The sequence below is a fragment of the Nocardia vulneris genome (genome assembly GCF_001613425.1).
Lineage (GTDB): Bacteria > Actinomycetota > Actinomycetes > Mycobacteriales > Mycobacteriaceae > Nocardia > Nocardia vulneris.
This window is the reverse complement of record NZ_BDCI01000002.1, coordinates 245,178-270,349: the sequence shown is the minus strand read 5'-3', so window position 1 is coordinate 270,349 and position 25,172 is coordinate 245,178. Positions and strand designations below refer to the sequence as shown.

The following is a 25,172-nucleotide window of genomic DNA, read 5'->3' as shown; positions in this document are numbered from 1 at the left end:
GGACAGGTCACAGTCGCGGCCCCGTTCCTATGGCCTCGCGAACAGTCGGAACGCGGTGTTGTCGGTGGTTATGGGTAGCGTCTGGTGCTGTGGAAACTGGGGAACGTATCCAAGAGCTCGCGGACCGCATCGTGGCGCTGCGCGACGCCTATTACCAAGGTGCGCCGCTGGTCGCGGATGCCGACTACGACGCGATCGAGGACGAGTTGCGGGCGCTGATCGAGGCGCACCCCGACCTGGCCCCCGATCCGAACCCACTGGAGCAGGTCGGCGCACCGGCAGTGCTGCACGCCCCGATCCGGCATGCGCGGCCGATGCTCTCGCTGGAGAAGGCGACCAAGCCCGAACAGGTCGCGGCATTCTTCAACCGGTTCCCCGGCCAAGCGGTGGTGGTGATGCCGAAGCTCGACGGGTTGTCCCTGTCGCTGGTCTATACGGACGGGCGTCTGCAGCGTGCCGTGACCCGGGGCGACGGCACCACCGGTGACGACGTGACGATGCTGGTGCGCGCGTTGGTCGACGGCGTGCCCGAGCGGATCGAGGTGCCCGGGCGGGTGGAGGTGCGTGGCGAGGCGGTGATGCTGCGCTCGACCTTCCTCGCCTACAACACGGCGCATCCGGACAAGCCACTGATCAATCCGCGCAACGCGGCGGCGGGCACGCTGCGGGCCAAGGACCCGGCCACCGTCGCCGAACGGCGCTTGCAATTCTTCGGATTCGATCTGGACACCTCCGACGGCGGCGCCGCGGACGATCTGGGGGAGGGACTGCGCGCCCTGGGTGTCGCCGGAGCACAGATGCGCCTGTGCGCCGACGCCGAGCAGGCGCAGGCCGCGATCACCGCGATCGAGCAGGGCCGCAACGAACTGGACTACGACCTCGACGGCGCGGTGCTGCGACTGGCCGATCGCGAGGCGTACGCGGCGGCCGGTACCCGGTCCAACTCGCCGCGCGGCGCATTGGCGTTCAAGTTCGCGGCGGAGGAGAAGACCACGTTGCTGCGTGAGGTGATCTGGGACGTCGGCAAGACGGGCAAGATCGTCCCGGTCGCGTGGCTGGAGCCGGTGTTCGTCGGCGGCACCACGGTCACCAAGGCCACGCTGGCCAACCAGGAGGTGATCCGGGCCCGGGACATCAAGGTCGGTGACACCGTGCTGGTGCGGCGCGCCGGCGATGTGATCCCGTTCGTCGCGGGCGTGCTCGACGCCGCGGCACGCACGGGCGAGGAGCTCGAGATCGTGCCGCCCACCAGCTGCCCGTCCTGCGGGCAACCGGTGACCGAGCAGGGTAACAGCCGAGAATTGTTCTGCACCAACGTTTCCTGCCCCGCCCAGACGGTGCGCAGACTGATCCACTGGGCCTCGCGGGCGGCCGCCGACATCGACGCGATCGGGCAGGTGTGGATCGAACGTCTCGCCGAGGCGGGCATTCTGGAGAATCCGTCGGATTTCTACACGCTCACCAAGGAGCGGCTGCTCGAGTTCGATCGCGTCGGCGAGGTCTCGGCCCAGCGTATGATCGACTCGATCGAGACCAGCAGGCAGGTCGGCCTGCGCCGCGCGCTCATCGGGTTGGCCATCCCGATGGCCTCCGACGGCACCGCCGCGCGGTTGGCGCGCGCGGGATTCGGTTCGCTGGAAGAGGTGGCCGACGCGGGCGAGGAACGCCTCGTCGCGGTGGAGGACATCGGGCCGAAGGTTGCCGCGTCCCTGGTCGCGCACCTCACCCGGCTGCGGCCCGAACTGGAACGGTTGCGCGCGGCGGGCGTCTCCTTGGACGTGCGCGCCGAGGACCTGCCGCCGGTGATCGCGGCGGGCGCGCCGCTGGCGGGCAAGACCGTGGTGATCACCGGCGCGATCAGCGACCCGCGCTCCGGGGAGAAGGTCGCCCGGCCGACGTTCCAACGGCTGTGTGAACAGGCGGGCGCGACAGCGGCCTCCTCGGTCTCGGCGAACACGGACCTGCTCATCACGGGGGCGGGCGTCGGCGACAGCAAACTGACCAAGGCGGAGAAGCTCGGGGTCGAGGTGGTCGATCAGGGGAAGATCTGGACCCTGCTGATCGACGCCAAGATCGTCTGACGCCGTGCCCGGCGGTGCTCGTCGGGCGCGAATGTGCCATCCGGTCGGTGTCGGGGTGCAAGCCCTCGGGTGCTCGGGTTTGTAGGCTGCGAGGTAGCTCGACCACACCGGTGTCCGCGGCGTTCACGCACCGACGAATTCGACGTGCACCGCGGCACCAAAGATCGGCATCTCGCCTTCGGGCACGGTGTGCACCACTGTCTGGGGGCGCCGCTGGCCAGGTTGGCGGCGCAGGTGGCCTTGCCTGCACTGTTCGCCCGCTTCCCGGGCCTGCGCCTGACCGTCGAGCCGAGCGCATTGACGCCGGTCGGCAGCTTCATCTCCAATGGGCACGCGCGGTTACCGGTCACCCTCGGTTCGGGGGCGGACGGTTCGTTCGGCTCGAATAGCTTTGTGACACAGTCGAAGTGAGCGCTTCACTGCGGGTACTCACCGGCTCGCGCCCATACCCGGTGCTCCGGCAAGAGGGCGGTGAGCGCGTCGAAGGCCGAGTCGGTGGTCTCGGCCGCCACCACACCGGCGGACTCCTCGGCGATGCCGGCCGAGCGGATCGCGTCGGCGCCCGCCGCGGTGTAGGCGATGGCCTTCAGGTGGCGGTGTGCTTCCTGCAGCAGCAACGGCAATCGCGGATCCGCGGCGGTGCCCGCGATGAGCAGGGCGTCGAATTCGATGGACCGTGCGGTGTCCAGGGTGCGTGAAATGGGGACCTGCCGTGCACCCTTGCCGAGTTCGCCACCGTGCGGGGCGATGACCAAGGGCGTCATCGACTGGTCCGCGATCGCGGCGACCGTACCGGCGAGCGCTGCCGCATCGGTCGTGTCGTCGGCGAAGACGCCGATGATCCGTCCGTCGGTCGGCCACTTGCCGCCGAGTTGGGAGAGTGCAGGCGACACAACCACTTCGACCTTCTTGCCGGCTTTGCCGTCCAGCGGCAGGCCGAGCCCCTGCGCGACCGTTGCGGCCAGCTGCTCGTCGATCTGGCGCAGCACCGTCACGGCGCGCTGTTTGATCGCCTTCTCGTAGCATTTGCCGAGCTCGAAGGTGTACGCCTTGGCGACGTGCGCCTGTTCGATCGGGGTGAGGCTGGCGTAGAAGAGCCGGGCCGAGCTGAAGTGGTCGTCGAAGCTCCTGGGTGCCTCCCGAACCTTCTTTCCCGCAACGGCTTCGGGATACTCGATCAAGGCGGCGTCCTTGTTCCCGGCGAGGAACGGGCAGCCGCCGTCGAGACTGTTGGGCCGGTACGGTGCGACCCCGGAATGTAGTGCGGTCTGGTGCATTCCGTCGCGGAACATGTCGTTCGTGCCGACATGGGGCCGATTGATCGGCAGCTGCGCGAAATTGGGACCGCCGAGGCGGGAGATCTGGGTGTCCAGATAGGAGAACAGGCGGCCCTGGAGCAGCGGGTCGTCGGTGTGGTCGATGCCGCGCACGAGGTGGCCGGGGTGGAACGCGACCTGCTCGGTCTGTGCGAAGTAGTTGGTCGGGTTGGCGTCGAGTGTCATCGTGCCGATGATCTGCACCGGTGCCAGCTCCTCGGGCACCAGCTTGGTGGGGTCGAGCAGGTCGATGCCCTCGAAGGTCTGTTCCTCGGTGTCCGGAAACACCTGCACTCCGAGATCCCAGCTCGGGTAGGCGCCGGACTCGATGGCGTCGGCGAGATCGCGCCGGTGCATGTCCGGATCGACGCCGGCGGCGATCTGCGCTTCCTCCCAGAGCAGCGAGTGCACGCCGAGCGCGGGCTTCCAGTGGAACTTCACCAGCACCGTCTTGCCCCGCGCGTTGATGAGCCGGAACGTGTGGACGCCGAAGCCCTCCATCATCCGGTACGAGCGCGGGATGCCGCGGTCGGACATGTTCCACAGGGTGTGCGCGGTGGCTTCGGTGTGCAGGGTGACGAAGTCCCAGAACGTGTCGTGGGCGCTCTGCGCCTGCGGGATCTCCCGGTCCGGATGCGGTTTGCCCGCGTGGATGATGTCGGGGAACTTGATCCCGTCCTGGATGAAGAACACCGGGATGTTGTTGCCGACCAAGTCGAATACGCCCTCGTCGGTGTAGAACTTGGTGGCGAAACCGCGGGTGTCGCGCACCGTATCGGCCGACCCGCGCGAGCCGAGCACGGTCGAGAAGCGCACGAAAACCGGTGTCTGCTTACCTTTTTCGAACACCGACGCACAGCAGATCTTGGCCGCGGCGCCGTTGGCGGTGAACACGCCGTGCGCGGCCGCGCCGCGGGCGTGCACGACTCGCTCCGGAATCCGCTCGTGGTCGAAATGGGTGATCTTCTCGCGCAGATGGTGGTCTTGCAGGAGCACAGGTCCGCGGGGGCCCGCCTTCAGCGAATGATCGGTATCGGTGAGCCGGGCACCCTGCGCGGTGGTCAGGAAGGCGCCCTGCTGGCCTGCGGCGCGGACGGGCTCGTCGACCGCCGCTCCGGTCGGCGTGCTGGGCCGCGGCGCCGCCTGGTCGGGCTTCGGCGGGAGCGGTTCGCGGGGCTGTGTCGGTTCGGCCACCGTGGGTGCGGCACTGGCCGGCGCGCCCGGGGCGACAGGCTGCGGTTTCGGCTTCGAACGTCGGGTGGATCCGGGCATTCGTGGACACCTCCTCGGTCGGACAGGCAAGATCTCTCGCGACCGCTATGCCCGGCTGCTCAGGAAGCAAACAGTCTCGTTGCGGTGGGCAAGATCGCGCTGCTTTGTCGGTCGGCGGCGCTAACCTGGTGTCATGACCGGAATCGGCTCGATTCCGCATCCCCGCACGTGATCTCGCGGCCGAGACGGCACGGCGGACATCGATACCATCCAGGAAACGACGACATGAGCCAGTGCCATTCCACCGCGGTGATCGCCCTGCAGGCGGCGATCATCGGGTACGACACCGACCGAACTCCGACGAGCCTGCACGAGCTGAAGCGCGCGGTCGCCGGCGCCCGCGCGGCGGGCGTCAACGTGTCGGCGGTGCTGGCGGCCACGGTCACGGTGCTGTGCACCGAGGAGGAGCTGCGCCGGATCGCCGACGCGGCGTGAGCGTGACCGCGACGTCACTGACTCGGGGCCAGCGGCTGGGTCGCGGGTCCTTCCAGAACGGTTCCGTCCGGGGCGAACCGGGAGCCGTGCAGCGGGCAGTCCCAAGACTTTTCGGCGTCGTTCCACTGCACGACGCCGTACAGATGCGGGCAGATCGCCGAGACCGCGGTCGTCCTGCCGTCCACCGTGCAGGTGCCGACCGGCCGCAGACCGGCGCGGCGCACCTGGCCGTGCCCTTCGGCGGGTGTGTCGCCGTCACCGTGTAACTCCGCGCGGGCCCAGCCGCTCGCCATGGCCAGTCCGACGCCACCGTTGGCCTTCAGCGCCGTGGCCAGCCCGGTGAGTTCCCGCGGCCGCCACGCTTCGAGGGTTCGCGCCCACTCCGGCGGCCTGCCCGCCGCCCGGCCGGCGATCGCCAGCGCCGCGGCGACGCCGTTGGTCATGCCCCACTTCGAGTAACCGGTGGCCACGAGAATGTGCTCGTTGCCCGGCACCAAGGGGCCGACGTAGGGGAGACCGTCGATCGGCGAGTAATCCTGTGCCGACCAGCTGTGCGTCAATTCCGCAGCGGGCCAATAGGTTCGCGTCCATTCGGCGAGATCGTCGACGTGGGCCCGGGTCTGTTTCTCCCGCCCGACGACGTGCCCGTTACCGCCGACCAGCAGCAGTTCGCCCTCGGGCCGCGGCGCATAGCGCAGCGAACGGGTCGGTGCGTCCGCGGACAGGTACATGCCGTGCGGAATCGGTTCCGGCACCCGGAAGGCCAACGCGTAGGAGCGATTCGGTTCCAGCCGGGCGAAGAAGCCGCCGCGGTCCAGGATCGGGGTACCGGTCGCGAGAACGATTGTCCCGGCGTGGATCTCACCGTGCTCGGTCCGGACGGTGTCGCCGCTGACGGTCAGCACCCGGGTGTTCTCCACGATCACCGCGCCCTGCCGCTCGGCCGCGTCGGCCAGCCCGCGCAGCACCGCCATCGGATCGAACTGGGCTTGGTCGTCCACGCGGACCGCGCCGTAGGTAGCGAACGGCAGATCCAGTTCCTCGGCCCAGTGCGCGTCGAGTCCCGCGGTGCGGCATGCCGCGAGCTCCGCTTCGATCTGCGGGGTGTTCGCGCGGGTGCTCGCATAGGTGAAGGCGGGCGCATGCTGGGTGGCTATGCCGTGGTCGGCGCAGAAATCCAGCAGCCAGCGCTGGCCCTGCTGATTGGCCTCGACGTAGGCGCGCAGCGTGTCGGCGGGATGCTTCTTCGCGATGCCGGAGAGATGAGTGCCCTGGAGCAGACTCAGTTTGGCGGTGGTGTTGCCGGTCGCGGCCGCACCGAGCGTGCGGGCCTCCAGCAAGGCGACCGAATCACCGCCGCGCGCGAGCAGCAGTGCGGTGCTCACGCCGGTGAGACCGCCACCGACCACCACATGATCGAACCACCGTCCCGGTTCGAACGGCGAATACGTCCTGGCGGGCACGTTGTCTAGCCATAAGGAGGTCACGTCGGCCGATTGCCCGGGCCGCGCCCGTCGAAACGCCCGCCCGCGGACCGGCGTTCATGCGGTGCCGCGCAGCCGTTTACGGTGACTGGTATCGCAGAGCGGATAGTTCTTCGAGCGCTTGCAGAGACACAGCGCGACCTGGAAACGGTCGCAGTCGATGCGGGTGCCGTCGGCCGTGACGATCTCGACCGGACCCTCGATCAACGCCGGGCCGTCGTCGGTGAAAGTTATTCGCCGCCGGTTACTTTCGGGTCTTGTCGGCACGGATCACCACCAATTCCTCGTCCTGCTGTCCCGGCTGGATCATGCCCTGCTCGACGAGGTGTCCGGCGCAGCGGTGCATCACCGGTCCGAACGGGATCGTCGTGCGGGCGACCACGGCCGCCTTCAAGCCGCCGTGGCGCAGCTGGGTGATGGTCAGATCCGGGTCGGCGACCGTCGAGTGCACGATCAACGCGGTGCCGTCCAAGGCGAGTAGGTCCGGGGTGCGGGCGCAGAGCCGATCGAGGAAGGACCGTCCGTCGGTGCCCGCGTTCCAGGCTCGCGCGCGGCCGCGGACCGGCCCCTCGCATCGGGCCGGGACATACGGGGGATTGGCCAGCACCAGATCGAATTCCCGGTTCGCCAAGGCGGTTTCGAAATCGCCGCGCAGTATCTCGACGTCGATGCCGTGCAGCCGGCAGTTGAGCCAGGTGGACATGCTCGCCGCGCGGGAGATATCGATCGCGGTGACCGCGGCCGCCCCGGCCAGCCCCGCGCGGACGGCCAGCGCGCCGGTGCCGCTACAGAGGTCCACCACCCGGCCGCCCGGTGGCAGCGCGGCATCGGCCAGCGCGGTGGCGAGGAGCCAGGTATCGGTCTGTGGCCGGTAGACACCGGGGGTGCGTATCAACATCACCTGTACGCGATGCCCGCTCATCGGCGGGTCAATCATGATCAGCGCGAGGAAAGCGGCGCAAGTAGCGACGTGCGGTCCTGCCGCCACGCGCCGAGCACGTGCTCGCCGAAGCGATCCTCGAGCAAATCGGTCACCTGGATGCCGAAGACCACTGACTCCCGAAGCTCCGGTTCCTGCGCGAGCAGGTCGGTGATCGCCTCGCGCATCACCTGCTCGTGCACGGCGTCGGCTTCGACGTGTTCGTGGTAGAACAGCGCGCAGGCGGGATCGGAATCCCAGCGGCCCAGCGCCTGTGCCATGCGGCGGGCACCGGGCGGGGAGGTGATCTCGACGGTGGCGAAGTGCCCCATCAGCGCGCCACGCCAAGCGCGATGCAGGCCGAACAGCGACATCATGTCGACCAGCGCGAGCATCGGGGCGGGCACGATGTCGAGGTAGTGCAGATAGCGCGGATCGAGTCCGGCGCCGGCCAGCAGATCGGCGTAGAGCTGGGCGTGCACCCGTTCACCGCGGCCGCCGCCGAATTCGTCGAACTCCACCGCGACCAGCGACGCTTTGGCTTGACCACGCAGCCGGGGGATCGCCCAGGCGTACGGGTCGGCCTCTTTGTGGTGGTAGATCGAGCGGTGCACGAAGTATTCGCGCAGCTGCCACGGTTCGCCTTCGTCGCGCAGGAACGCGCTGACGCCGGTCTCCTCGGCCGGGACGGCCAGCAAGGTTTCCAGCTCGGCCGCCAGATCGGTGCCGCCGGGTACATCGTCACGCAGCGCCCGCAGATACCGCTGTTCCAGCGCGGCGCGCAGCGTGAGCAGCCCGGGATCCCATTCCCACCCTGTGTCGACCGAGCCGAAGCCTTGGTAGTGCAGCTCGTAGCAGGTGTGCAGGGCCAGCTGGAAGTCCTCGCCGTACGGATCGAGATCGGGCAGGGTGGGAACAGCGCTGCCCGGTTCCCGCGACAACGTCTCGATGACGCCGGCGGACAACTCGCCCCGCGGTGCGGGCAGCACGCTGACCTCGGTGACAGAAGTGGAAGTCATGCGCTGGACGTACCCAGGATCCGGTTTCCGACGCACGCAACACCCGAGCGAACCGCTTCCCGGGATCCGGTGCGCGCCGCTACCGCAGGGCCTTGCGGAGCCATTGCAGGGCGGTGTCGGCGACGGTGTGCCAGCCGCTGTCGACGACGAGGGAGTGGCCGCGGTCGTCGAAGCGCTGGTAGTCGGTGATCGCCTTGGCGTGCCGGTAGCGCTTGACGGTGGCGCGGGTGAGGACGTCGGGGATGGTGTGGTCGAGCTTGCCGGACAGCAACAGCAACGGTCCACGGGTGTCGTTGCGGACATCCACGGCGGCGGGGGAGTTCGGGACGAAATTCGCATAGGCGAGCTGGAACAACGGCCGGGCCGGGCTGGGCATGGACCACTTCTCGTGCAAGGCGTCCGACTCCGCCGGGGACACGGCGTTGCCGAAGCAGAAGCGGAACTGCTTGGCGGACAAGGAGACCGCGCGTTTGACGTTGTCCGGGTTGCCCAGTATCGGCAGCACGGCCCGGCCCTGGGTGAGGCTGACGGCTTTCACGCCGCGGATCTGGCCGGGCGAAATGGCGACCGCCGCGGCCCCCAAGCCCTGGCCCAGCAGATGCTGTACGACCCAGCCGCCCATCGAATGGCCGACGAGGACCGGCGGGCGCGGCAACCCGCGAATGACCTCGGCGTAGGCCGCGGAGATCTCGGCGACGCCGACACCGGCCTGGCGTTCGGGCACCGCGCGGGCCGCCGAGACGGTATCGGGCACACCCGGCCATTCGGGCATGATCGGGTCGAATCCGGCGTCGGCGAAGCATTGCGCCCAGTCCTGCCAGCTCGTCGCGTGCAGCCACAGCCCGTGCACGAAAACCACCGGTGTGCGCTCAGTCATCTCGTCTACCTCCGTCGAGTCGGGGTCCGGCACCATCGAGCCAATCTGGTAATCCAGATATTCTAATTACAGCAAATAATGGGTAAACCTGCCAGCGATTACGGAACCGGACGATCGATTCGAGTCCTGACGTCGGTGTGGCGTCCGGGCTAGGTCCGCTGCCGCCACCCGGCGGGCGGGTCCTCGCCGACCCGTCCGTCCACGGCTTCGCGCAGCAGATCGGCGTGGCCGGTGTGTCTGCCGTACTCCTCGATCAGGTCGCAGACGAGCCTGCGCAGGCTGGCCTGTCGTCCGTCCGGCCAGGCCAGATGGACCAGCTGATCGAGTCCGCCCGCGGCGAGCGCGGCAGCGAGGGTGGCTCGCGAACGCTCGACCGTGGCATCCCACAACGCATAGAGCTGGGCGGGGGTATCCGTCGCGGCGGAGGTGAAGTCCCAGTCGGGGTCGGCGGACCAGTCCGCGCTGCGCCAGGGCTGACCGGGCGGTGTGCCGTCGAACTTGGTCGTGCACATCTCGTCCTCGACGCGCGCGAGGTGCTTCAGCAAACCACTGAGGGTCAACGTGGATGCGCCGACGCGGGCGCGCAGTCCGTCGGCGTCGAGGTCGTCGGCCTTCCAGCGAAAGGTCGTGCGCAGGCGTTCCAGTGCGCCGAGGAGATGTTCGGCCTCGGTGCCTGCCAGGGGTGGTTCCCACGGGCAATCGTTCATGCGGGCCACCCTAGAGCCCGGGGTCGGGCGGCGCGGGTGCGTGTTTCAGGGTTGTCCCGGATGGCAGGGGTCGGCAGGAGCGACATACTCGATTAGTCGATATCGACTATATGAGTATGCGGAGACACGTCCTATGTCAGTCCGAACATCGTCGAAACCCGCGTCTGCCCAGCGACATTCGTTGCGGCCCGCGCGAAACATGCTGGTGGCCTTCCTGATCGTCGCGATCGCGGCAATGGTGTCACCCCCGGTCTTTCCCGCGACGCTGACGGCGGCGCGCGTCCCGATGTGGTGGCTGCTCATCGCGGTGGCCGGCGGTCTCGTCGTGCTGGTGATCGCCGAACGCGCCGCGCCGCGCCGGGTGCTGCTCGGCGTCGGCTGGCTGCTGGTCGTCGCCGTGGTACTGCAAGCGTTCGTCGTCGGCGACCTCGTCGCGATGTTCGCCACCTGGCTCGCGGTGCCGATCCTGGCCGCGCTGGCCGGGCCACTGCGCCCGAAACCGCGCAAAGCCCTTGTCGCGGCGCATATCGTCGCGGCGTGCTGCTGGGTCGGCATCGCGGTGACCATCTCCGCCATGGCGGTGGTCGCGATGACGACGCGCGATATCCACACCAGCCGGGTCACCTATGAACTGATGGCCGTCTTCGACCTGACCCTGCTGCCCTGGGCGAATTTCGCCACCTTTCTCACGGGCTTGGCGGTGGGTCTGACGACGAGTTGGGGCCTGTTCCGGTATTACTGGGTGGCGGCCAAACTGGCCATCGCCGTGGGAATCCTGTTCGTGGCGTTCGGGTTTCTGCACGATGCGCTGGAACACGCGGCGGCGCGCGCGGCACAGCTGGCCGGTACCGGCGGCAGCCCGGCGGACCTCGGTGCGTCCGCAATGGTGGCGGTCTGGGGATTCGGTGGTTCGACGCTCAGTCTGATTGCGGCAGTGCTGCTGTCGCTGTACAAGCCCGGGGGCAAGACCCGACGCGGGCGCCGGGTGCTGACCGGGCGCAAGCAGCCGGCAACTCCGGCGGTACTCGCCGACCGCCGCGAAATCGCCGACGGCACAATCGCGCTGACGGTAACCGGCGAGGGACAGGCACTGCCGCCGTGGGCACCGGGCGCGCACATCGATCTCGTGTTGCCGTCCGGCCGGGTCCGCCAATACTCGCTCTACGGCGATCCGGCCGATTCGGCGAGTTACCGAGTGGCCGTCTTGCGCGAGCCCGACGGGCGCGGCGGATCGGCGGAGATCCACGACCTCCCGGTGGGCGCGCACATCGGTATTCGCGGACCGCGCAACAACTTTGCGCTGATCGACGCGCCCGGGTACCTGTTCGTCGCCGGTGGTATCGGCATCACGCCGTTCCTGCCGATGATCCGGCAGCTGCACGGTGCCGACAGCGCATGGCGACTGGTCTATCGCGGACGATCACTTCCGACGATGGCGTTCGGCAACGCGCTGCTGCGCCAGTACCCGGACCGGGTGACGCTCTTGCCCGCCGATACGCACCCTCGCCCGGATCTCGACGATCTGCTCCGGCGCACACCCGCGGCCACCGCGGTCTACTGCTGTGGTCCCGAAGATCTGCTCGGCGCAATGGAATCCGCCGTCATCCGGCAGCCACACGTCACGCTGCACACCGAGCGCTTCGCCGCGAGCAAGCGCGGCGACGACCGCACGAACACGGCGTTCGAGGCCGAGCTGCGCCGCTCGGGCGTGGTGGTGCCGGTGCCCGCCGACCGCACCCTGCTCGCGGCGATCCAGGCCGTCGATCCCACCGTCGATCTGTCCTGCGCGGACGGCGTGTGCGGCAGCTGTGCGACGCGGGTACTGGCCGGTGTCCCCGACCATCGCGACGACGTCCTGCAAGCCGGTGAACGCGACCGGGTCGATATCATCTACCCCTGTGTGTCCCGCGCGCGAGGAGATCGACTCGTGCTCGACGTCTAGGAGGAGGGTCCCGTGGCTATCCGGCGGGACCCACTGCACAACCCGCTCGCGCTGGTCGTGCTCGCCTACCTGATGGAACGGCCGATGCACCCCTACGAGGTCGGCAAACTACTGAAGGGGCGCAACGCGGACCGCAGTGTCGAGTTCAAGCACGCCTCGCTGTACATGGTGTTCGACCAGCTCACCCGCGCCGGTTACCTGACGGCCGAGCACACCGAGCGGGCCGGGCAGCGCCCCGAACGCACGATCTACCGGCCCACCGAGGCCGGGCAGGAGCGCCTGCGCGCGCGGATGCGAGAGATGGTCTCGGTGCCCGCCAAGGAATTCCGGCAGTTCGAGGCGGCTTTGTCGCTGATCGTGGTGCTGCCCCCGGCCGACGTCGCCGCTCTGCTGGACCAACGGGACCGCGCGCTGGCAGAACAGGCGGAGCAGCTACGGGCGGTCTTGGCCGCGGCCGGCGATATCGACCAGGTCTTCGTGATCGAGTGCCACTACCGGCTCGAGCTGATCGACGCCGAACAGCGCTTCGTGGCCCGCTTTCGCGATCTCATCGAGCACGACCCCGCCGCGCTGGGCGAATTCTGGCCGCGGCTGCACGCACGGTAACGACATGACCGTGGCCGGGCGGCGGCTACTGTCGGGGGATGAGTCCGCAGCCGCTTGCCCTGCCGTCCGCCGAGTGGTCCGAGTGGCTCGCCGGCTATGTCGACGACGGCCTCGCGACGGTGGCACAGACGCTGACAAGCTTGAAGGACGGGGCCCCGCGTGACACCGCCGCGGTGCTCGGCTTGTGGAACGACGCGGATATCGCGTTGCGCGGCGTCGACGCGGCCGCAGGCTTGTTCGTCGAAGTCCATCCCGAGCGCGAAGTGCGCGGGCTCGCCGAGGAACTCGTGCAGCGGATCGATCGCGCCCGGACCGATCGCGGGCTGGATCGTGCGCTGTATGACGTCGTCGCGGCCACCGACGCGGCGGGACTGGACGCGGCGGCGCGCCGCATGCGCGAACACGTGCTGCGCGACTTCCGGCGCACCGGCGTGGACCGGGACGAACCGACGCGAGCCCGGCTGCGGGCCATAGCCGAGCGGCTCACCGTGCTCACGCAGGACTTCGGGCGGGCGATCCGCGACGACGTCCGCTCGATCCGGCTGGCCCCCGAGCGACTCGACGGCCTGCCCGCCGATTTCGTCGCCGCGCATCCGGTCGACGCGGATGGACTGGTCACCGTCACCACCGACTACCCGGACTACCGGCCGTTCCGGTCGTTCGCCGGCGACGCCGCCGCCCGGCGCGAGCTGACGGTCGAATTCGAAAGCCGCGGTTGGCCGGTCAACGACGAGGTGCTGCACGAGATGCTCGAGCTGCGCGACGAACAGGCCCGCCTGCTCGGCTTCGGCAGCTGGCCCGATTACGACGCCGACGTCAAGATGATCGGCACCGGAGCGGCCATCGCGGATTTCATCGAGCGGATCTCCGCGGCGGCCGCGGCCGCGGGCCGGCGCGACCTCGCGACGTTGCTCGAGCGGCGCACGCACGACGGCCCGGCGGCGACCATCGACCGGTCCGAGGTCGGCTACTACACCGAGCTGATCCGGCGCGAGCAGTACGACGTGGACGCCCGCGAGGTCCGCCGCTACTTCGATTTCACCCGGGTGCGCGACGGTCTGCTCGACGTCACCGGTCAGCTGTTCGGCCTGGAGTACCGGCCGGTCGACGTCGCGTCCTGGCATGCGGACGTCACCGCGTACGACGTCTACGCCGACGGTGCGCGCTGCGGACGGATCTACCTCGACCTGCACCCGCGCGCCGGAAAGTACAAGCACGCGGCGCAATTCGAGCTCGTCGGCGGCATCGCCGGCCGGCTGCTGCCCGAGGGCGTGCTGGTGTGCAACTTCTCCCGCGGGTTGATGGAACACCACGAGGTCGTCACGCTGTTCCACGAATTCGGGCACCTGCTGCACCATGTGCTTGCCGGACAACAGGATTGGGCACGGTTCTCCGGCGTGGCCACCGAGTGGGATTTCGTCGAGGCGCCGTCCCAGATGCTCGAGGAATGGGCTTGGGACCCGACAATTCTGGGGCGGTTCGCGGTCGACGAGGACGGGGCCGCGATCCCCGCCGAGCTGGTGCGGCGGATGCGCGCCGCGACCGATTTCGGCAAGGGCATCCAGATCCAGACCCAGGTCGGCTACACCGCGGTGTCGTATCTGCTGCACCGCGATCGGCCCGCCGACCACACCACGGCGGTACTCGATGCGATGGCACGCCACGGCCTGATCGCCGTGCTGCCCGGCACCCATTTCCAGGCGTCGTTCGGCCATCTCGCGGGTTACACGTCCGCCTACTACACCTATCTCTGGAGCCTGGTCATCGCCAAGGACCTGTTCGCCGAATTCGACCCCGCCGACCTACTCGCGCCCGCGGTGGCTCGCCGCTACCGCGACCGCGTCCTCGCCCCCGGCGGATCGAAGGACGCGGCCGATCTGATCGCCGACTTCCTCGGCCGCCCGTTCACCTTCGACGCCTTCGCGGCCTGGCTCGACCACGTCCCCGACGCGCCCGCGCCCGCCCCCTGAGTCACCTAGTCTCTGGAAGGTCGCCACCGCGGACTGAAGGTGGTGTTCAGAGCGAGTCGAGCGCGGTGGCGGGGACGCCGTAGGGCAGGAAGCGGACGCGCCGGCGTTCGTCGGTGTTGTCGCGGTGGGCCCGCAAGGCCTCGAGTTCGCTCGGGAACACCTGCTCGACCCGGGCCTCGCCCGCGTCGTTGATGCTGTAGATCACCCAGACGCCGCTGCCGGTCTCGCCGGTGGTCTCGCTCTCCGGCTTGGCCGCGCGCGGGCGCTCCGGCTGGACGAACTGGCCGAGCAGCGAGGCCAGCGTGTTCACTCCGGCGCGGTCGACGTAGGTGCCCGCCTTGCCGAGCAGATCGCGGATCTCGATCCCCGCCTCCCGCAGCGCACGTTCGAAATCTTCCGGATCGATCCCAAAAGGCCTCTCGGCTGCCATCACATCGCTCCTCGGGACGAATACGGTATTCGTCTTCAGTGTCCTCGCGTACCCGGGACTTCGCCACGTCGCCCGGCTCGACCGGGTGGATCAGGCGCTCAGCGGGGCGGCCGTGACCGCGTAGCCCAGGTTCGTCAGCACCTCGGTGGTCGCCTTGGCGAAGTTCAACGTGATGAAGTGCAGGCAGGGCGCGCCCTCGTCGATGAGGCGCTGGGCGAGTTCGGTGGCGAGTTCGATCCCGACTTCCCGGACCGCGGCACGGTTCTCCTCCGGTCCGGTGCCCGCCGCCCGGAGCAGGCGCGCCATGATCGGCGCGGGCAGCGCGCGGCCACTGAGTTCCTCCGCCCGCGCCACGGTGCGCAGCGACGTGACGGGCATCAGCTCGGGAATGATCGGCTTGGCGCCCTGCTCCGGGTCGGCGGCCGCGAGCCGGTCGCGCAGGCGCAGGTAGTGGTCGACCTCGAAGAACATCTGGGTGATCGAATAATCCGCTCCGGCACGGAGTTTCGCGGCCAGGAACGCGGTGTCGGTGTCCAGGTCGGGGGAGCGGTGGTGCATCTGCGGGAAGGAGGCGACGCCGACGTTGAAATCGCCGAGATCCCGCACGATCCGCACCAGTTCCTCGGCGTACTCGACTCCGTCGGGATGTTTGTGCCAGTCGCCGAGCGGATCACCCGGCGGGTCGCCACGCAGCACCAAGATGTTGCGGATGCCGTAGTCGGCATAGGAGCCGACCAGCGCGCGCAGTTCGGCGATGCTGTGCCCGACCGCCGTCAGATGCGCCACCGGCAGCAAGGTGGTCTCCTGCGCCAGCGCGCCGGTGATCCGCGCGGTCCGGTCCTTGGTCGAACCACCCGCGCCGTAGGTCATCGAGACGAACGCCGGATGCATGCGCTCGAATTCGCGCACCGTGCGCCACAGTCGCGCTTCGCCCGCGGCGTCGCGCGGCGGGTTGAATTCCACCGAGAACGGCACCCGCTGCCGCGAGTGCAGGCGCAGGCTCTGCACGACCGACGGCACGCCGCGCACCGCGGGTGCGATGCGAGCGGGAAAACTCTTGTGAGGGTTCAGCATTGATGAACTCCGTGGTAGCGCCCTGTGGCCACCACCCATAACGAGCGAAACGCTGACGGAGCCCTCGAAGCATCAATCCCGTGCCCGGGTCCACTCGGCGTTACGCCCGATCCACGAGGCGACGACCGCCGGATACGGCGTACCCGGCACACCCGGCAGGTCTTCGGACTCATGGGCGCGCCCATTCACCGTTGCGGGACAGTCCCGGATTCGCACCGGGTTCCCTCTCGTCCGGGCGCGCGCGAACGCGGTCCGAACTCGACGCCGGCCGGTGGATCAGGGGCTCCTCGACTCCACCTCCGGCGAACCAGTTGTGCTCGCGAATATAAGCGACGACCTGCGGGCGCGCCAAGCGCGCCCGGCCCCGCCTCCCCGATTTCCGCTTTCGCGACCGCGGTGACCTGGGAGGTCTACCGTAGAGACCAGCAATATTGATCTCTCAGGAGGCTCGTCCCATGACGAGAAAAGTAGCCGACTGCCGCAGGTTCCCCAGCGAAACGAAGTGCACGCTCACCATCGCCGGTGAGGAGGACGAAGTCGTGCGAGCCGCCAGCGAGCACGCGATCTCCGTGCATCGGCACGAAGACGGACCGGAGCTACGCGCGCAGATCCTTGCGTCGCTCGAGGACGAGAAGGTCAGCACCTAGATAGTCGGCAGCGGCGTCCGGCAGACCGCGCGCTCTCGGGGCGCGGTGACGCTGACCGGGGAGAGTTCGATGCGCAGGCCGACGGACGGCCCCTGCGTAGGGTGGATAGTGCGGACCGGGAGGCGACCGTTCGGGGGTTGATCGGATGGTGTGGCAGTGACGAGCACGAGATTCGACGGCCGGGACATACCGGCGATCGAGGAATTCCTGCGGGTGGTGACGGCCGCGGACTTCGCCGGGCCCGCCCCGGATATGGCGGCCGTCCGCCTGGTGCGTTCGGTGCTCGAGCATCAACGCAGTGTCGAGGCGTCGACCATCGCGCTGGGCTTGACCGACCACGCGGCCGAATATCTGGCGGCGTGCGTGAACGCCGTCCTGCCGGTCGCCGAACCGCCCGTCCCGGAGCCCGCGGTGTTCAGCGCGGCGGCGGATTCGGTGCGCTTGGGAGTGACATACATGCAGGCGAACCTGCGTGAGGAGCTCGTGATCGCCGATATCGCCGCCGCCGGGTTCGTATCGGTGCGTTCCATGCAACTGGCCTTCCAGCAGGAGTTGCACACCACCCCGATGGCCTATCTGCGCCGCCTGCGACTGCGCGGGGCCCATCAGGAACTCGACCGCTGCGCGCCCGCCGACGGCGCGACGGTCACCCGCATCGCGATCGGCTGGGGTTTCGCGAACTCGGGCCGCTTCGCCGCGTCCTACCGCCGGATCTACGGCCAATCCCCCCACACCACCTTGAACAACTGACAGTACTTTCGCCGTTCCTCCCGTCCGGGCTTCCGAACGTGCCCGTTCTGTGTCATCGAGGCGGTTTCGGGTGGAAAGCGCCGGGTAGATCGCTCGTGCACTGCGCCGACGGGTGCGTTCCGCGGGGAGCGTGCCGGGCGCTCGGCCGTTCACTGCTGAATGTGGCCGTCGGACCGGGTGTGGTGTGCGGAGCCGCCGTGCCCCGGAATACGAAAGAGATGGCATCACTATGACTTACAGCCAACAACCCGTCGCCCATACGGGCCCGCGGGCCCGTACGCTGGTCCAGCTCGGCTCGCTGATCGTCGGTGCGGTGTTCCTGCTCGTCGGCGTGCTCGGATTCGTGCCCGGCATCACGACCGGCTTCGACACGCTGACCTTCGCCGGACATCACACCGACGCGAAACTGCTCGGGCTGTTCCAGGTTTCGGTGTTGCACAACATCGTGCACCTGCTCTTCGGCATCGCCGGTCTCGCGGCGGCGCGAACCGCCGCCGCCTCGCGCGGGTTCCTGATCGGCGGCGGCGTGATCTATCTGGTGCTCTGGTTGTACGGCTTGATCGTCGACGAAACCAGCAGCGCGAACTTCGTTCCCGTCAACACCGCCGACAACTGGCTGCACTTCGGTCTCGGTGTCGGCATGGTCGCGCTCGGCCTGCTGCTGCCGCGGGTCGCGGCGAACCAGGCGAGCGGTTCGTTCGGCACCAGCCCGTCACTCGGGCGGCACTGAGCACTCGGCCCGCACTGAGCCGGACGGCACTGCACACGACGACGAACCCCGCGACAACTGCATGTCGCGGGGTTCGCCGCTGCGGTGACCCAGGGCTTTCAGACGTCGCGGAACTGTTCGATACGGTGCGACAGCTGCTCCGCGAAGCACTCCTCCCACACCGTCGACTCGGGCTGATCGAGCACAGGACGGGCGCGCCGGCGCGGCTCGGGACGTGTGGTGGGCGTCTGGTGCGGGTTGCCGCCGGGCCTGGATTGCAGCGCCAAAAGCTTGACGCTCCAGCGGATGTAGTCCTCGACGCTCATGCCCGCACAGTCGGCCGCTGCGCTGATGGCGCGCCACTGGCCTTTTTTCACCCGCACGGTGATCTCTCTGGTCTTCATATCCACCGTCCCGATCGTCCTTCCCACCGTAAGCCCGATTGCGCGGCGTTCAAACATGCTGTAGCCGCGACTATCTGGTGCTGCGCGCGGTCAATCGTCCTCCGGCAGTGCACTTTCGCGTAGCTGGGTGAGTGTTTTGGTGAGGATGCGCGAGATCTGCATCTGCGAGACGCCGAGCCGTTCGGCGATCTGGATCTGGGTCTGTCCGCGGAAGAACCGCAGATGCAGAACCAGGCGCTCGCGGGCCGGAAGTTCGTCCAGCAGTGGTGCGATGGCGAGCGCTTCGTCGGTCAGCTGATAGCCCGGTTCCTCTGCGCCGAGCAGGTCGGCCGCGCTCGGCGCGTAGTCGTTGTCGTTGTCGTGCGCCGAGGTGTCGAGCGGATCGCTGGTGTAGGCGTTGGCGGCGAGCATGGCCTGGGTCACCTCGAGCAGATCGACGTCGAGTTCGATGGCGATCTCGAGGGCGGTGGGCATCCGGGACAGCCGGTGACAGAGCCGTTCCACGGCGGGCGCGAGCATCAGCTGAATTTCCTTGGTGCGCCGGGGAACTCGTACCGACCAGCCGAAATCGCGGAAGTGGCGGCGGACTTCGCCCATGATCGTCGGGACGGCGAAGGCGAGGAACGGTGTCGCGCGCGCCGGGTCGTAGCGGTCCACGGCGGCGACGAGCCCGAGGCTGGCGACTTGGAACAGGTCGTCGTAATTCTCACCGCGGCCGGTGTAGCGCCTGGCGATGTGCTCGGCCAGCGGTAGGCAGCGGCGCAGGATCTCGGCGCGTAGCCGCTCGTACTCGAGCGAGTCGCCGGGCAAGTCCGCCAGCTCTGCCAGCACTGGCTCGATCCCATCGTAGGAATCATTTCCGCGACCGCGACGTGGGCGAATGCGGCGGGCGGCGGCAGGGGACTGGATGGTCATGAGGAACCTTCCGTGCGCGACGCATTCGCCGTGAGGCACTGCTCCTGGTTGAACGCCCTCATTCGACACGTCGCTCAGTTCAGCGTCGCAGTCGCCGAACGGTGGCGTCTGTCCCGATAACGAAGTCTTGCGATAACTCCAGCCGAAAAACGAAAACCGGACGCGGTGCGTTCCGTGGATCGACCGACCGAAATCAGCTCCGCAACTTCACGTAACACGTTGCTCGCCAGCGCGATTCAGTACATACAGGCGAGGGCAGGACTGTGCGATGAGGGAACTTGTACTGATCTGGTGGTGGTCGCGATCGCACCGTCGCCACGTGCAGCAGTTGGCTGCGCCGCCCAGGCTCAGGTTGGTCCGCCCGATACTGGGTGCGGGGGCGGCCCTGGCGCTGGTCTTCGGAGGGTGTCTCGCGTTCGGTTACCAGGCCGATCCGCCCCGCGACCCGGGACAGCGACAGTGGACGATCTGTATGCCCGTCGTCGTGAAGCCGTTGCCGCCGGCGACGGGACAAACCAAGCCGTGTGCCGGTGCCGGTGCGCACCCGCGGTAATTCGGTTGCCCGCGATCAATGGTCGTGGGTGAAATATCCGGCATGGTCACCCAGGTGCGCCCGGCACAGCGATCCGTCCGGATCGGCGCTCTCGTTCCCCGGACCCGGCCCGGCTGGGTCGAAGCCGGTGCGCACCTGCTCGCCGGGCTGGAGCTGGCGGTCGAGGACATCAATACCGCGGGCGGGGTCCTCGGACGACCGCTCGAACTGGTGGTTCGTGATACCGCGGCGGATCCGCAGCGGGCCGTCGCGGCTGTCGACGAATTCGCTCGCCTCGGCGTGGCGGCCCTGGCCGGGGAGTATCACAGCGTCGTCGCGCGTGCCGCGGCCGCCCGCGCCGACGCGCTCGGCCTGCCGTTCTTGTGCTCGTCCGCGGTCCTCGACGAACTCGTCGAGCAGCCGACGGACCGGGTCGCGCGGCTGGCCCCACCACAATCGCGCGGCTGGCAGACCTACGCGGACTTCCTGCTCCGCGCGGGCCGCGACCGCATCGCGGTAGCCACCCAGCCCAGCGTCTACTGGGCTGCGGGGACGCGCATCCTGCGGGAGTACTTCGCCTCGCGCGGCGGTAGCGTGCTCGAACTCGATACCCGAGTGCTCGCCCCGGCGGCGCTGTGCGACGCGCTGGTAGAGCAGGGCGCGACCGCGCTGCTCCTGTTGGTCGGCCACCCGGACCCGGCCGTGCCGCTCGTCGAAGCCGTGCGGGGTGATGCGCGGCTGGCCGAGATGCTGCTCGGTGCCCCGGCCGGGCAGCCGGAGTTCCCCGAATGGACGAAGGCCCTGGGTGACGCCGGAGCCGGAATTCCGTTCCTGCGCTACCTGCCGGAGCGGCTCAGCGTCCGCGGCGACCGAGTCGAGCGCCACTTGCGCGCGCGGTTGGGGACGGCACCCTCGTTCGTCGCGTTCGAGGGCTACGACACGATCGCCGTTCTCGCCGCGGCGCTGCGTCTGCGCGGTGCCGATATCGCCGAGTCGTGGGCACAAGTGGCCGTCGAAGGCACCCGCGGATCGATCGCCTTCGCGCGCCTACCCGGCCTGAATGTCTGGCAATGGGCGGGTGCGCCGATCCAGGTCGTCGATCGGGACCCGGCCGAACCCGAGCGGTTCCGCGTGCTGCACACCCGTCCGGCCGAGTAGCCGGGCCGACCCGAAGCAGCCGCACCCCTGCCGAGTTCCCGCACCCGCTGCGCCGCGCCGGAACGGGTGCGGGGCATCGGAAGGGGTGCGCCGAGTCAGCGGCTGGCGGCGACCTCCGTTCCGGCCTCGACGCGGGTCGGCGGCGTGGACCGGTTCAGCACCCACAGTGCCAGTGCGCAGGCGGCGCCGATGACCGTGAGGACGGCCCAGATGAGGGCCGGGCGGCCGGAGTCGGTGAACGCGTCGAAGAGGGCACCGGTGGTGAGATTGCCGAGCAGGATGCCGGTACCGACGATCGTGTTGTAGAAGCCGTAGTGGGTGGCCACGATCCGGCCGCGCGCGAGCGTGACGACAGTATCCATCTCACAAGGGAATACGGCCGCGGTCGCCAGGGCGAGGAGCGCGGCGCAGAGCAGCAGGGCGGCCACGGCGACCGGTGTGCCGCCGACTGCCCCCGTGTTCGGTGCGCACAGCAGTGGTAGGAAAGCGGCGGCCATGATCGCCATGCCGACCACCAACCCGTGACCGGAGCCGCCGCGCCGCGCGAGCCAGCTGGTCACCGGCAACTGGCAGACCAGGGCGACCACGCCGCTCACCGCGAAGATCGCCGCGATCAGCCCGGTACCGGATTGCGCTGAACCGCTGATGATTCCGGCTTGCAGCGGCAGCGCCAGATACACTTGGAAGGACAGCACGTAACAGCCGATCATGACGATCGAGAACAACAGGAACGGTCGATTGCGCAGCACCGTACGCCAATTGGCCAGTACAGAAGCACCGTCGCCCGCCCGATCGATATCACGGCTGGGCAGCCAGCGCAGCTGAACGGCGGTGAGCCCGGCGAACACGATCGCGGCCACCCCCGCGGTGGCGCGAAAATCCCACGCCGTCAACGCCAACCCCACCAGCGGCCCCGCGAGAATGCCCGCCTGATAGCAGATGTTGAACATCGCGAAGGCCGCCACCCGCCGTTCAGCCCCGGCGTCCGCGGCGAGATAGGCGCGCACGGCCGGATTGAACAGTGCACCGGCGAAGCCGGTCGCCGCCACGGCGATCAACACGGCGGGCAAGGTGTCCGCCAGCGCCAGTAGTGCGAAACTCGCGGTGCGCACAGCACATCCGGCGACGATGAGTGGCTTGTAGCCGAACCTGTCGGCGAGGGTGCCGCCCACCAGGAACATGCCCTGCTGAGCGAAATTCCGCACGCCGAGCACGAGACCGACCGTCCACGCCGCCAGCCCGAGCCCGCTCGACAGGTGCGCGGCGAGGTAGGGCATCAACATGTAGAAGCCCAGATTGATGCCGAACTGGTTGATCATCAGCACCTGACTCGGCCGGTCGAAAGCGGCCCAGCGGCGCCACCATCCGCTCATCGGGCGAGCGCCGCGGCCGGCGCGACGACGGTGGTGCAGCGCGTCCAGTGCCGCACCACCTGCGCGTGCGGATCGTCGACCAGGTCGGGCTCGGTCGGCACCGGCTGATCGAAAAGCCCGTGCTCGGCGCAATAGTCGTCGTTGTAGACGGTGTCGGTGTAGCGGTGCGGCCCGTCCGGGAACACCGCCGCGATCCGGGTACCGGCCGGTTCGGTGCGCGCCAGCCAGCCTGCGACGAGCGTCACCGCGCCGACGCTCCAGCCGCCGCTGCAATAGTGCGTCGAGGCCAATGTTCGTGCCGCCCAGACCGCTTCGTGCGGGGCGACCCAGTGCACCTCGCTGAAGGCCGGATAGTCGACATTGGCCGGATGGATGCTCGAGCCGAGCCCGCGCATCAGCCTGCTCGCGGCGGGTTGCCCGAAGATGGTCGACCCGATCGTGTCCACGCCGACCAGGCGTAGGTCCGGTTGGAAGCGGCGCAGCACCCGCGCGACCCCGGCGGAATGGCCGCCGGTGCCGACCGAGCACACCAGGACATCGATGTGCCCGAGCTGGGCGAGCAGTTCCAAGGCCAGCGACTGGTAGCCGTCGACGTTGTCGGGGTTGTTGTATTGGTCGGGGCACCACGAACCAGGTTGCGCGGCAAGCAGTCGCGCGACCCGATCGCGCCGGGCCTGCTGCCAGCCACCGACGGGGCTCGGTTCGGTGACCACGTCTACGGTGGCGCCGTAGGCGGCGAGCATGCGCCGCAGCATCGGCTCCATCCCGGGATCGGTGACCAGCGTGACCGGATGGCGATGCACGATCCCCGCCAGCGCCAGCCCCAAACCCAGGGTGCCGCTGGTCGATTCGACGATCCCGGCGCCCGGCCGCAGCGTACCGCGCGCGAGCGCGCGTTCGACCATGTGCAGGGCGGGGCGGTCCTTCATCCCGCCGGGGTTGTGGGCTTCGAGTTTGGCCCAGAATCCGTGGCCCGAGCCGGCGAACGGTTCCCCGATCCAGAGCACCGGGGTGTCCCCGACGAGGGTCGCCGGTCGGCGGCGGCTCTGCTCCTGGGGGTGAAGATGGTTGGCGGACAAGACGACACGATCGACAACGGCACTGCACATGAGCGATCTCCTAGCGTCGAAGCGGCATCCGGGATGCCGTGCTGTATCGGACGAACCCGCGGGCCGGCGCGCCGGAAATCGGCGTGCGGCGGGGGTAGCCGTCAGCAGCGATCGATACAGAGATTTCGCAGAATGCCGCGTCCGTCGGGGGCGGCGATCCGCCACGTCCCCCAACCGGCGAGCCACGGCCGGCTCGGATTCGCTTGTGCGTCAGCGTGGTCGAGGTCGACGGCGGTGGTCGTGGCGGTGGGTTCGGCGGCGCGCTGCGGGATGCTCATGAGGCAGCCCTGGTCGTGCGCGTCGGCGGGAGCTTCCGTGTGATGGGTTGTCCCGAGGGTCTTCTCCGCCGCCACCAGCGCCTGCGCGGTACCGGAGACGCCCGGCAGCCCGAGCACGCACATGAACAGCGCGTGGGCGAGCAACAGCGCGGACGCCGCGAACACGACGGCGATGCCTCGCCTGCGTGGTGCCTCGACTCGCACGGTCACAAGCGCCAACCATAGCCGAATCCGGCCCCGTGTCGGGATCCGCGGCTCCCCAGTGCCGGTCGCCGGTCTAGCCGCTGCCGCCGCGGTAGATCGTCGGCATGGAGCCGAGGTCGGCGAAGTTGAGTTTGTTCTGCCCGTCGGTGCCGAACCAGGCGACGTAGGTGACGCCGTTGACGGTCGCGACCGCGGGCGGCCAGGGGCTGGTATCGGCGAACTTCCACCGCTCGGTCTGCCCCTCGTTCAGGTTGTCGACGCCGAAGAGGAAGTAGAGGTTGGTGTTCTTGCCGGTGTAGCCCGCCACGTAGCGGCCGCCGAGGGGGAACAGGTTCGGGCCGCCGATGAGCCGGTCGCTGAAGGTGGTGCGACCGGGCGGCACATTGACGCCGATATAGCGTGCGTTCAGATTGTTCGCACTGTCCATGCCCGTCCACGCCAGCAGTACGCCTTTGTCGGGCCGGATCACCAGTCCGGGGGTGTCCACGCTCTGCTCGGCGGGTTCGGGGCTGCGCCCGTAATGGCTGAACGGTGGATTCTGTGATTGCACCGCGTTGACCCGCAGATCGCGCTGTGCGGTGTAGGTCAACCACATCGAGACGTTGTCGGACTGCATGGCGGGCCCGCCGATCGGCGGTTCCAGCCACTGCCGGCGATCGTGATAGTCGATGCCGTTGTGCGACCACGCGAGCCACATGTTGCCGTCGGTGCGGGTATAGCCGAGATACAGCAGGCCGGTCTGCGCATGGGCCGCCAAGGCCGGGCGTTGCAGACTGAAATCCGCAGGCAGAGGTTTCGCGTTGACGACTCCGTCGGCTTCCATTCCCGACGCCGCATACATGGTGCCGCTCTGCGTCGACCAGACCAGCACCAGCCGGTTGCCGAACACCGTCAAGGCAGGCGCGGCGATCGGCTGATTCGACGGCCAGAGTGTGCGTCCGGTGAACATATGCTCCCCCAA

General features: G+C 68.9%; 25 protein-coding genes and 1 riboswitch. Of the genes, 10 read left to right on the top strand and 15 right to left on the bottom strand.

The features are described from left to right. Positions 1-89 precede the first annotated feature (89 nt). On the top strand, positions 90-2,081 hold the full coding sequence (ligA, locus tag NVU01S_RS03110; protein WP_043667657.1) for an NAD-dependent DNA ligase LigA: 1,992 nt from the start codon (positions 90-92) through the stop codon (positions 2,079-2,081). 144 nt (positions 2,082-2,225) lie between these two features. Beyond that, on the top strand, positions 2,226-2,492 hold the full coding sequence (locus tag NVU01S_RS03105) for a cytochrome P450 (protein WP_043667654.1): 267 nt from the start codon (positions 2,226-2,228) through the stop codon (positions 2,490-2,492). A gap of 5 nt (positions 2,493-2,497) precedes the next feature. On the opposite strand, the gene NVU01S_RS03100 is transcribed toward NVU01S_RS03105, so the two are convergent. After that, entirely contained in the window at positions 2,498-4,669 is a 2,172-nt protein-coding gene (locus NVU01S_RS03100) for a catalase (protein WP_043667652.1), read from the bottom strand. A gap of 225 nt (positions 4,670-4,894) precedes the next feature. Here NVU01S_RS03100 and NVU01S_RS03095 point away from each other — a divergent pair, with 225 nt between their 5' ends. Next, complete coding sequence (locus tag NVU01S_RS03095) at positions 4,895-5,104, top strand: hypothetical protein (protein ID WP_014985198.1); 210 nt, start codon at positions 4,895-4,897, stop codon at positions 5,102-5,104. Positions 5,105-5,118: 14 nt separating this feature from the next. On the opposite strand, the gene NVU01S_RS03090 is transcribed toward NVU01S_RS03095, so the two are convergent. From NVU01S_RS03090 to NVU01S_RS03065, 6 genes are all read right to left on the bottom strand, one after another. Beyond that, complete coding sequence (locus NVU01S_RS03090; RefSeq protein ID WP_082031952.1) at positions 5,119-6,567, bottom strand: FAD-dependent oxidoreductase; 1,449 nt, start codon at positions 6,565-6,567, stop codon at positions 5,119-5,121. Positions 6,568-6,645: 78 nt separating this feature from the next. After that, positions 6,646-6,855, bottom strand: a complete 210-nt coding sequence (locus NVU01S_RS03085; protein ID WP_082031951.1) for a CDGSH iron-sulfur domain-containing protein — start codon at positions 6,853-6,855, stop codon at positions 6,646-6,648. Continuing rightward, complete coding sequence (locus NVU01S_RS03080) at positions 6,833-7,486, bottom strand: HemK2/MTQ2 family protein methyltransferase (protein WP_043667748.1); 654 nt, start codon at positions 7,484-7,486, stop codon at positions 6,833-6,835. The genes NVU01S_RS03085 and NVU01S_RS03080 overlap by 23 nt, the downstream gene beginning before the upstream one ends. Before the next feature lie 41 nt (positions 7,487-7,527). Then, positions 7,528-8,526: an iron-containing redox enzyme family protein gene (locus tag NVU01S_RS03075; RefSeq protein ID WP_043667647.1), complete on the bottom strand. Its 999-nt coding sequence runs from the start codon at positions 8,524-8,526 to the stop codon at positions 7,528-7,530. A 79-nt stretch (positions 8,527-8,605) separates the two neighbouring features. Next, positions 8,606-9,403, bottom strand: a complete 798-nt coding sequence (locus NVU01S_RS03070; protein ID WP_043667644.1) for an alpha/beta hydrolase — start codon at positions 9,401-9,403, stop codon at positions 8,606-8,608. A gap of 149 nt (positions 9,404-9,552) precedes the next feature. After that, on the bottom strand, positions 9,553-10,110 hold the full coding sequence (locus tag NVU01S_RS03065; RefSeq protein WP_043667639.1) for a mycothiol transferase: 558 nt from the start codon (positions 10,108-10,110) through the stop codon (positions 9,553-9,555). 133 nt (positions 10,111-10,243) lie between these two features. On the opposite strand from NVU01S_RS03065, the gene NVU01S_RS45335 reads away from it, so the two are divergent. Genes NVU01S_RS45335 through NVU01S_RS03050 form a run of 3 tightly spaced genes read left to right on the top strand, consistent with a single transcriptional unit; the run spans position 10,244 to position 14,628 of the window. Further along, on the top strand, positions 10,244-12,052 hold the full coding sequence (locus NVU01S_RS45335; RefSeq protein ID WP_307681247.1) for a PDR/VanB family oxidoreductase: 1,809 nt from the start codon (positions 10,244-10,246) through the stop codon (positions 12,050-12,052). Positions 12,053-12,064: 12 nt separating this feature from the next. Then, positions 12,065-12,658, top strand: coding sequence for a PadR family transcriptional regulator (locus tag NVU01S_RS03055; RefSeq protein WP_043667636.1), 594 nt, complete (start codon positions 12,065-12,067; stop codon positions 12,656-12,658). Between the two features lie 38 nt (positions 12,659-12,696). Next, positions 12,697-14,628 (top strand): M3 family metallopeptidase, encoded by a 1,932-nt coding sequence (locus NVU01S_RS03050; protein ID WP_043667634.1) that lies wholly within the window; start codon positions 12,697-12,699, stop codon positions 14,626-14,628. Positions 14,629-14,674: 46 nt separating this feature from the next. Here NVU01S_RS03050 and NVU01S_RS03045 read toward each other — a convergent pair whose 3' ends face one another. Beyond that, entirely contained in the window at positions 14,675-15,058 is a 384-nt protein-coding gene (locus tag NVU01S_RS03045; protein WP_043667633.1) for an Rv0313 family protein, read from the bottom strand. A 90-nt stretch (positions 15,059-15,148) separates the two neighbouring features. After that, a complete protein-coding gene (locus NVU01S_RS03040; RefSeq protein ID WP_244467180.1) occupies positions 15,149-16,132 on the bottom strand; it encodes a methylenetetrahydrofolate reductase in 984 nt (327 codons plus the stop codon). A 137-nt stretch (positions 16,133-16,269) separates the two neighbouring features. Further along, a riboswitch (cobalamin riboswitch) is annotated at positions 16,270-16,404 on the bottom strand. Positions 16,405-16,587: 183 nt separating this feature from the next. Here NVU01S_RS03040 and NVU01S_RS03035 point away from each other — a divergent pair. From NVU01S_RS03035 to NVU01S_RS03025, 3 genes are all read left to right on the top strand, one after another. Beyond that, complete coding sequence (locus NVU01S_RS03035; protein ID WP_043667631.1) at positions 16,588-16,779, top strand: DUF1059 domain-containing protein; 192 nt, start codon at positions 16,588-16,590, stop codon at positions 16,777-16,779. Positions 16,780-16,935: 156 nt separating this feature from the next. Beyond that, positions 16,936-17,529 (top strand): helix-turn-helix transcriptional regulator, encoded by a 594-nt coding sequence (locus tag NVU01S_RS03030; protein WP_052280401.1) that lies wholly within the window; start codon positions 16,936-16,938, stop codon positions 17,527-17,529. A 229-nt stretch (positions 17,530-17,758) separates the two neighbouring features. After that, positions 17,759-18,259, top strand: coding sequence for a DUF4383 domain-containing protein (locus NVU01S_RS03025; protein WP_052280400.1), 501 nt, complete (start codon positions 17,759-17,761; stop codon positions 18,257-18,259). A gap of 98 nt (positions 18,260-18,357) precedes the next feature. On the opposite strand, the gene NVU01S_RS03020 is transcribed toward NVU01S_RS03025, so the two are convergent. Then, positions 18,358-18,648: a hypothetical protein gene (locus tag NVU01S_RS03020; RefSeq protein ID WP_156161505.1), complete on the bottom strand. Its 291-nt coding sequence runs from the start codon at positions 18,646-18,648 to the stop codon at positions 18,358-18,360. A gap of 84 nt (positions 18,649-18,732) precedes the next feature. Beyond that, a complete protein-coding gene (locus tag NVU01S_RS03015; RefSeq protein WP_052280399.1) occupies positions 18,733-19,557 on the bottom strand; it encodes a SigB/SigF/SigG family RNA polymerase sigma factor in 825 nt (274 codons plus the stop codon). Positions 19,558-20,134: 577 nt separating this feature from the next. Between NVU01S_RS03015 and NVU01S_RS03010 the strand changes: the two genes are divergently transcribed. Next, positions 20,135-21,247 (top strand): ABC transporter substrate-binding protein, encoded by a 1,113-nt coding sequence (locus tag NVU01S_RS03010; protein WP_244467179.1) that lies wholly within the window; start codon positions 20,135-20,137, stop codon positions 21,245-21,247. A 95-nt stretch (positions 21,248-21,342) separates the two neighbouring features. Here the strand turns inward: NVU01S_RS03010 and NVU01S_RS03005 are convergent, their stop codons facing one another. The 4 genes from NVU01S_RS03005 to NVU01S_RS02990 form a co-directional block, all read right to left on the bottom strand. Further along, complete coding sequence (locus tag NVU01S_RS03005) at positions 21,343-22,620, bottom strand: MFS transporter (RefSeq protein ID WP_043667625.1); 1,278 nt, start codon at positions 22,618-22,620, stop codon at positions 21,343-21,345. Next, complete coding sequence (locus NVU01S_RS03000; protein WP_043667623.1) at positions 22,617-23,729, bottom strand: PLP-dependent cysteine synthase family protein; 1,113 nt, start codon at positions 23,727-23,729, stop codon at positions 22,617-22,619. Before NVU01S_RS03000 ends, NVU01S_RS03005 begins: the two co-directional genes overlap by 4 nt. Positions 23,730-23,830: 101 nt before the next feature. Next, positions 23,831-24,217: a hypothetical protein gene (locus NVU01S_RS02995; RefSeq protein WP_063048045.1), complete on the bottom strand. Its 387-nt coding sequence runs from the start codon at positions 24,215-24,217 to the stop codon at positions 23,831-23,833. Between the two features lie 67 nt (positions 24,218-24,284). Then, positions 24,285-25,160 carry a hypothetical protein gene (locus NVU01S_RS02990; protein WP_043667619.1) on the bottom strand — a complete coding sequence of 292 codons (876 nt, stop codon included), beginning with the start codon at positions 25,158-25,160 and terminating at the stop codon, positions 24,285-24,287. Positions 25,161-25,172: the final 12 nt, after the last annotated feature.

Coding starts and splice junctions, on each gene's coding strand:
- NVU01S_RS03045 (WP_043667633.1), bottom strand. CDS start 15,058: ATGGCAGCCGAGAGGCCTTTTGGGATCGATCCGGAAGATTTCGAACGT.
- NVU01S_RS03050 (WP_043667634.1), top strand. CDS start 12,697: ATGAGTCCGCAGCCGCTTGCCCTGCCGTCCGCCGAGTGGTCCGAGTGG.
- NVU01S_RS03000 (WP_043667623.1), bottom strand. CDS start 23,729: ATGTGCAGTGCCGTTGTCGATCGTGTCGTCTTGTCCGCCAACCATCTT.
- NVU01S_RS03080 (WP_043667748.1), bottom strand. CDS start 7,486: ATGTTGATACGCACCCCCGGTGTCTACCGGCCACAGACCGATACCTGG.
- NVU01S_RS02990 (WP_043667619.1), bottom strand. CDS start 25,160: ATGTTCACCGGACGCACACTCTGGCCGTCGAATCAGCCGATCGCCGCG.
- NVU01S_RS03015 (WP_052280399.1), bottom strand. CDS start 19,557: ATGACCATCCAGTCCCCTGCCGCCGCCCGCCGCATTCGCCCACGTCGC.
- NVU01S_RS03070 (WP_043667644.1), bottom strand. CDS start 9,403: ATGACTGAGCGCACACCGGTGGTTTTCGTGCACGGGCTGTGGCTGCAC.
- NVU01S_RS03025 (WP_052280400.1), top strand. CDS start 17,759: ATGACTTACAGCCAACAACCCGTCGCCCATACGGGCCCGCGGGCCCGT.
- NVU01S_RS03040 (WP_244467180.1), bottom strand. CDS start 16,132: ATGCTGAACCCTCACAAGAGTTTTCCCGCTCGCATCGCACCCGCGGTG.
- NVU01S_RS03095 (WP_014985198.1), top strand. CDS start 4,895: ATGAGCCAGTGCCATTCCACCGCGGTGATCGCCCTGCAGGCGGCGATC.
- NVU01S_RS03005 (WP_043667625.1), bottom strand. CDS start 22,620: ATGAGCGGATGGTGGCGCCGCTGGGCCGCTTTCGACCGGCCGAGTCAG.
- NVU01S_RS03035 (WP_043667631.1), top strand. CDS start 16,588: ATGACGAGAAAAGTAGCCGACTGCCGCAGGTTCCCCAGCGAAACGAAG.
- NVU01S_RS03075 (WP_043667647.1), bottom strand. CDS start 8,526: ATGACTTCCACTTCTGTCACCGAGGTCAGCGTGCTGCCCGCACCGCGG.
- NVU01S_RS03065 (WP_043667639.1), bottom strand. CDS start 10,110: ATGAACGATTGCCCGTGGGAACCACCCCTGGCAGGCACCGAGGCCGAA.
- NVU01S_RS03100 (WP_043667652.1), bottom strand. CDS start 4,669: ATGCCCGGATCCACCCGACGTTCGAAGCCGAAACCGCAGCCTGTCGCC.
- NVU01S_RS45335 (WP_307681247.1), top strand. CDS start 10,244: ATGTCAGTCCGAACATCGTCGAAACCCGCGTCTGCCCAGCGACATTCG.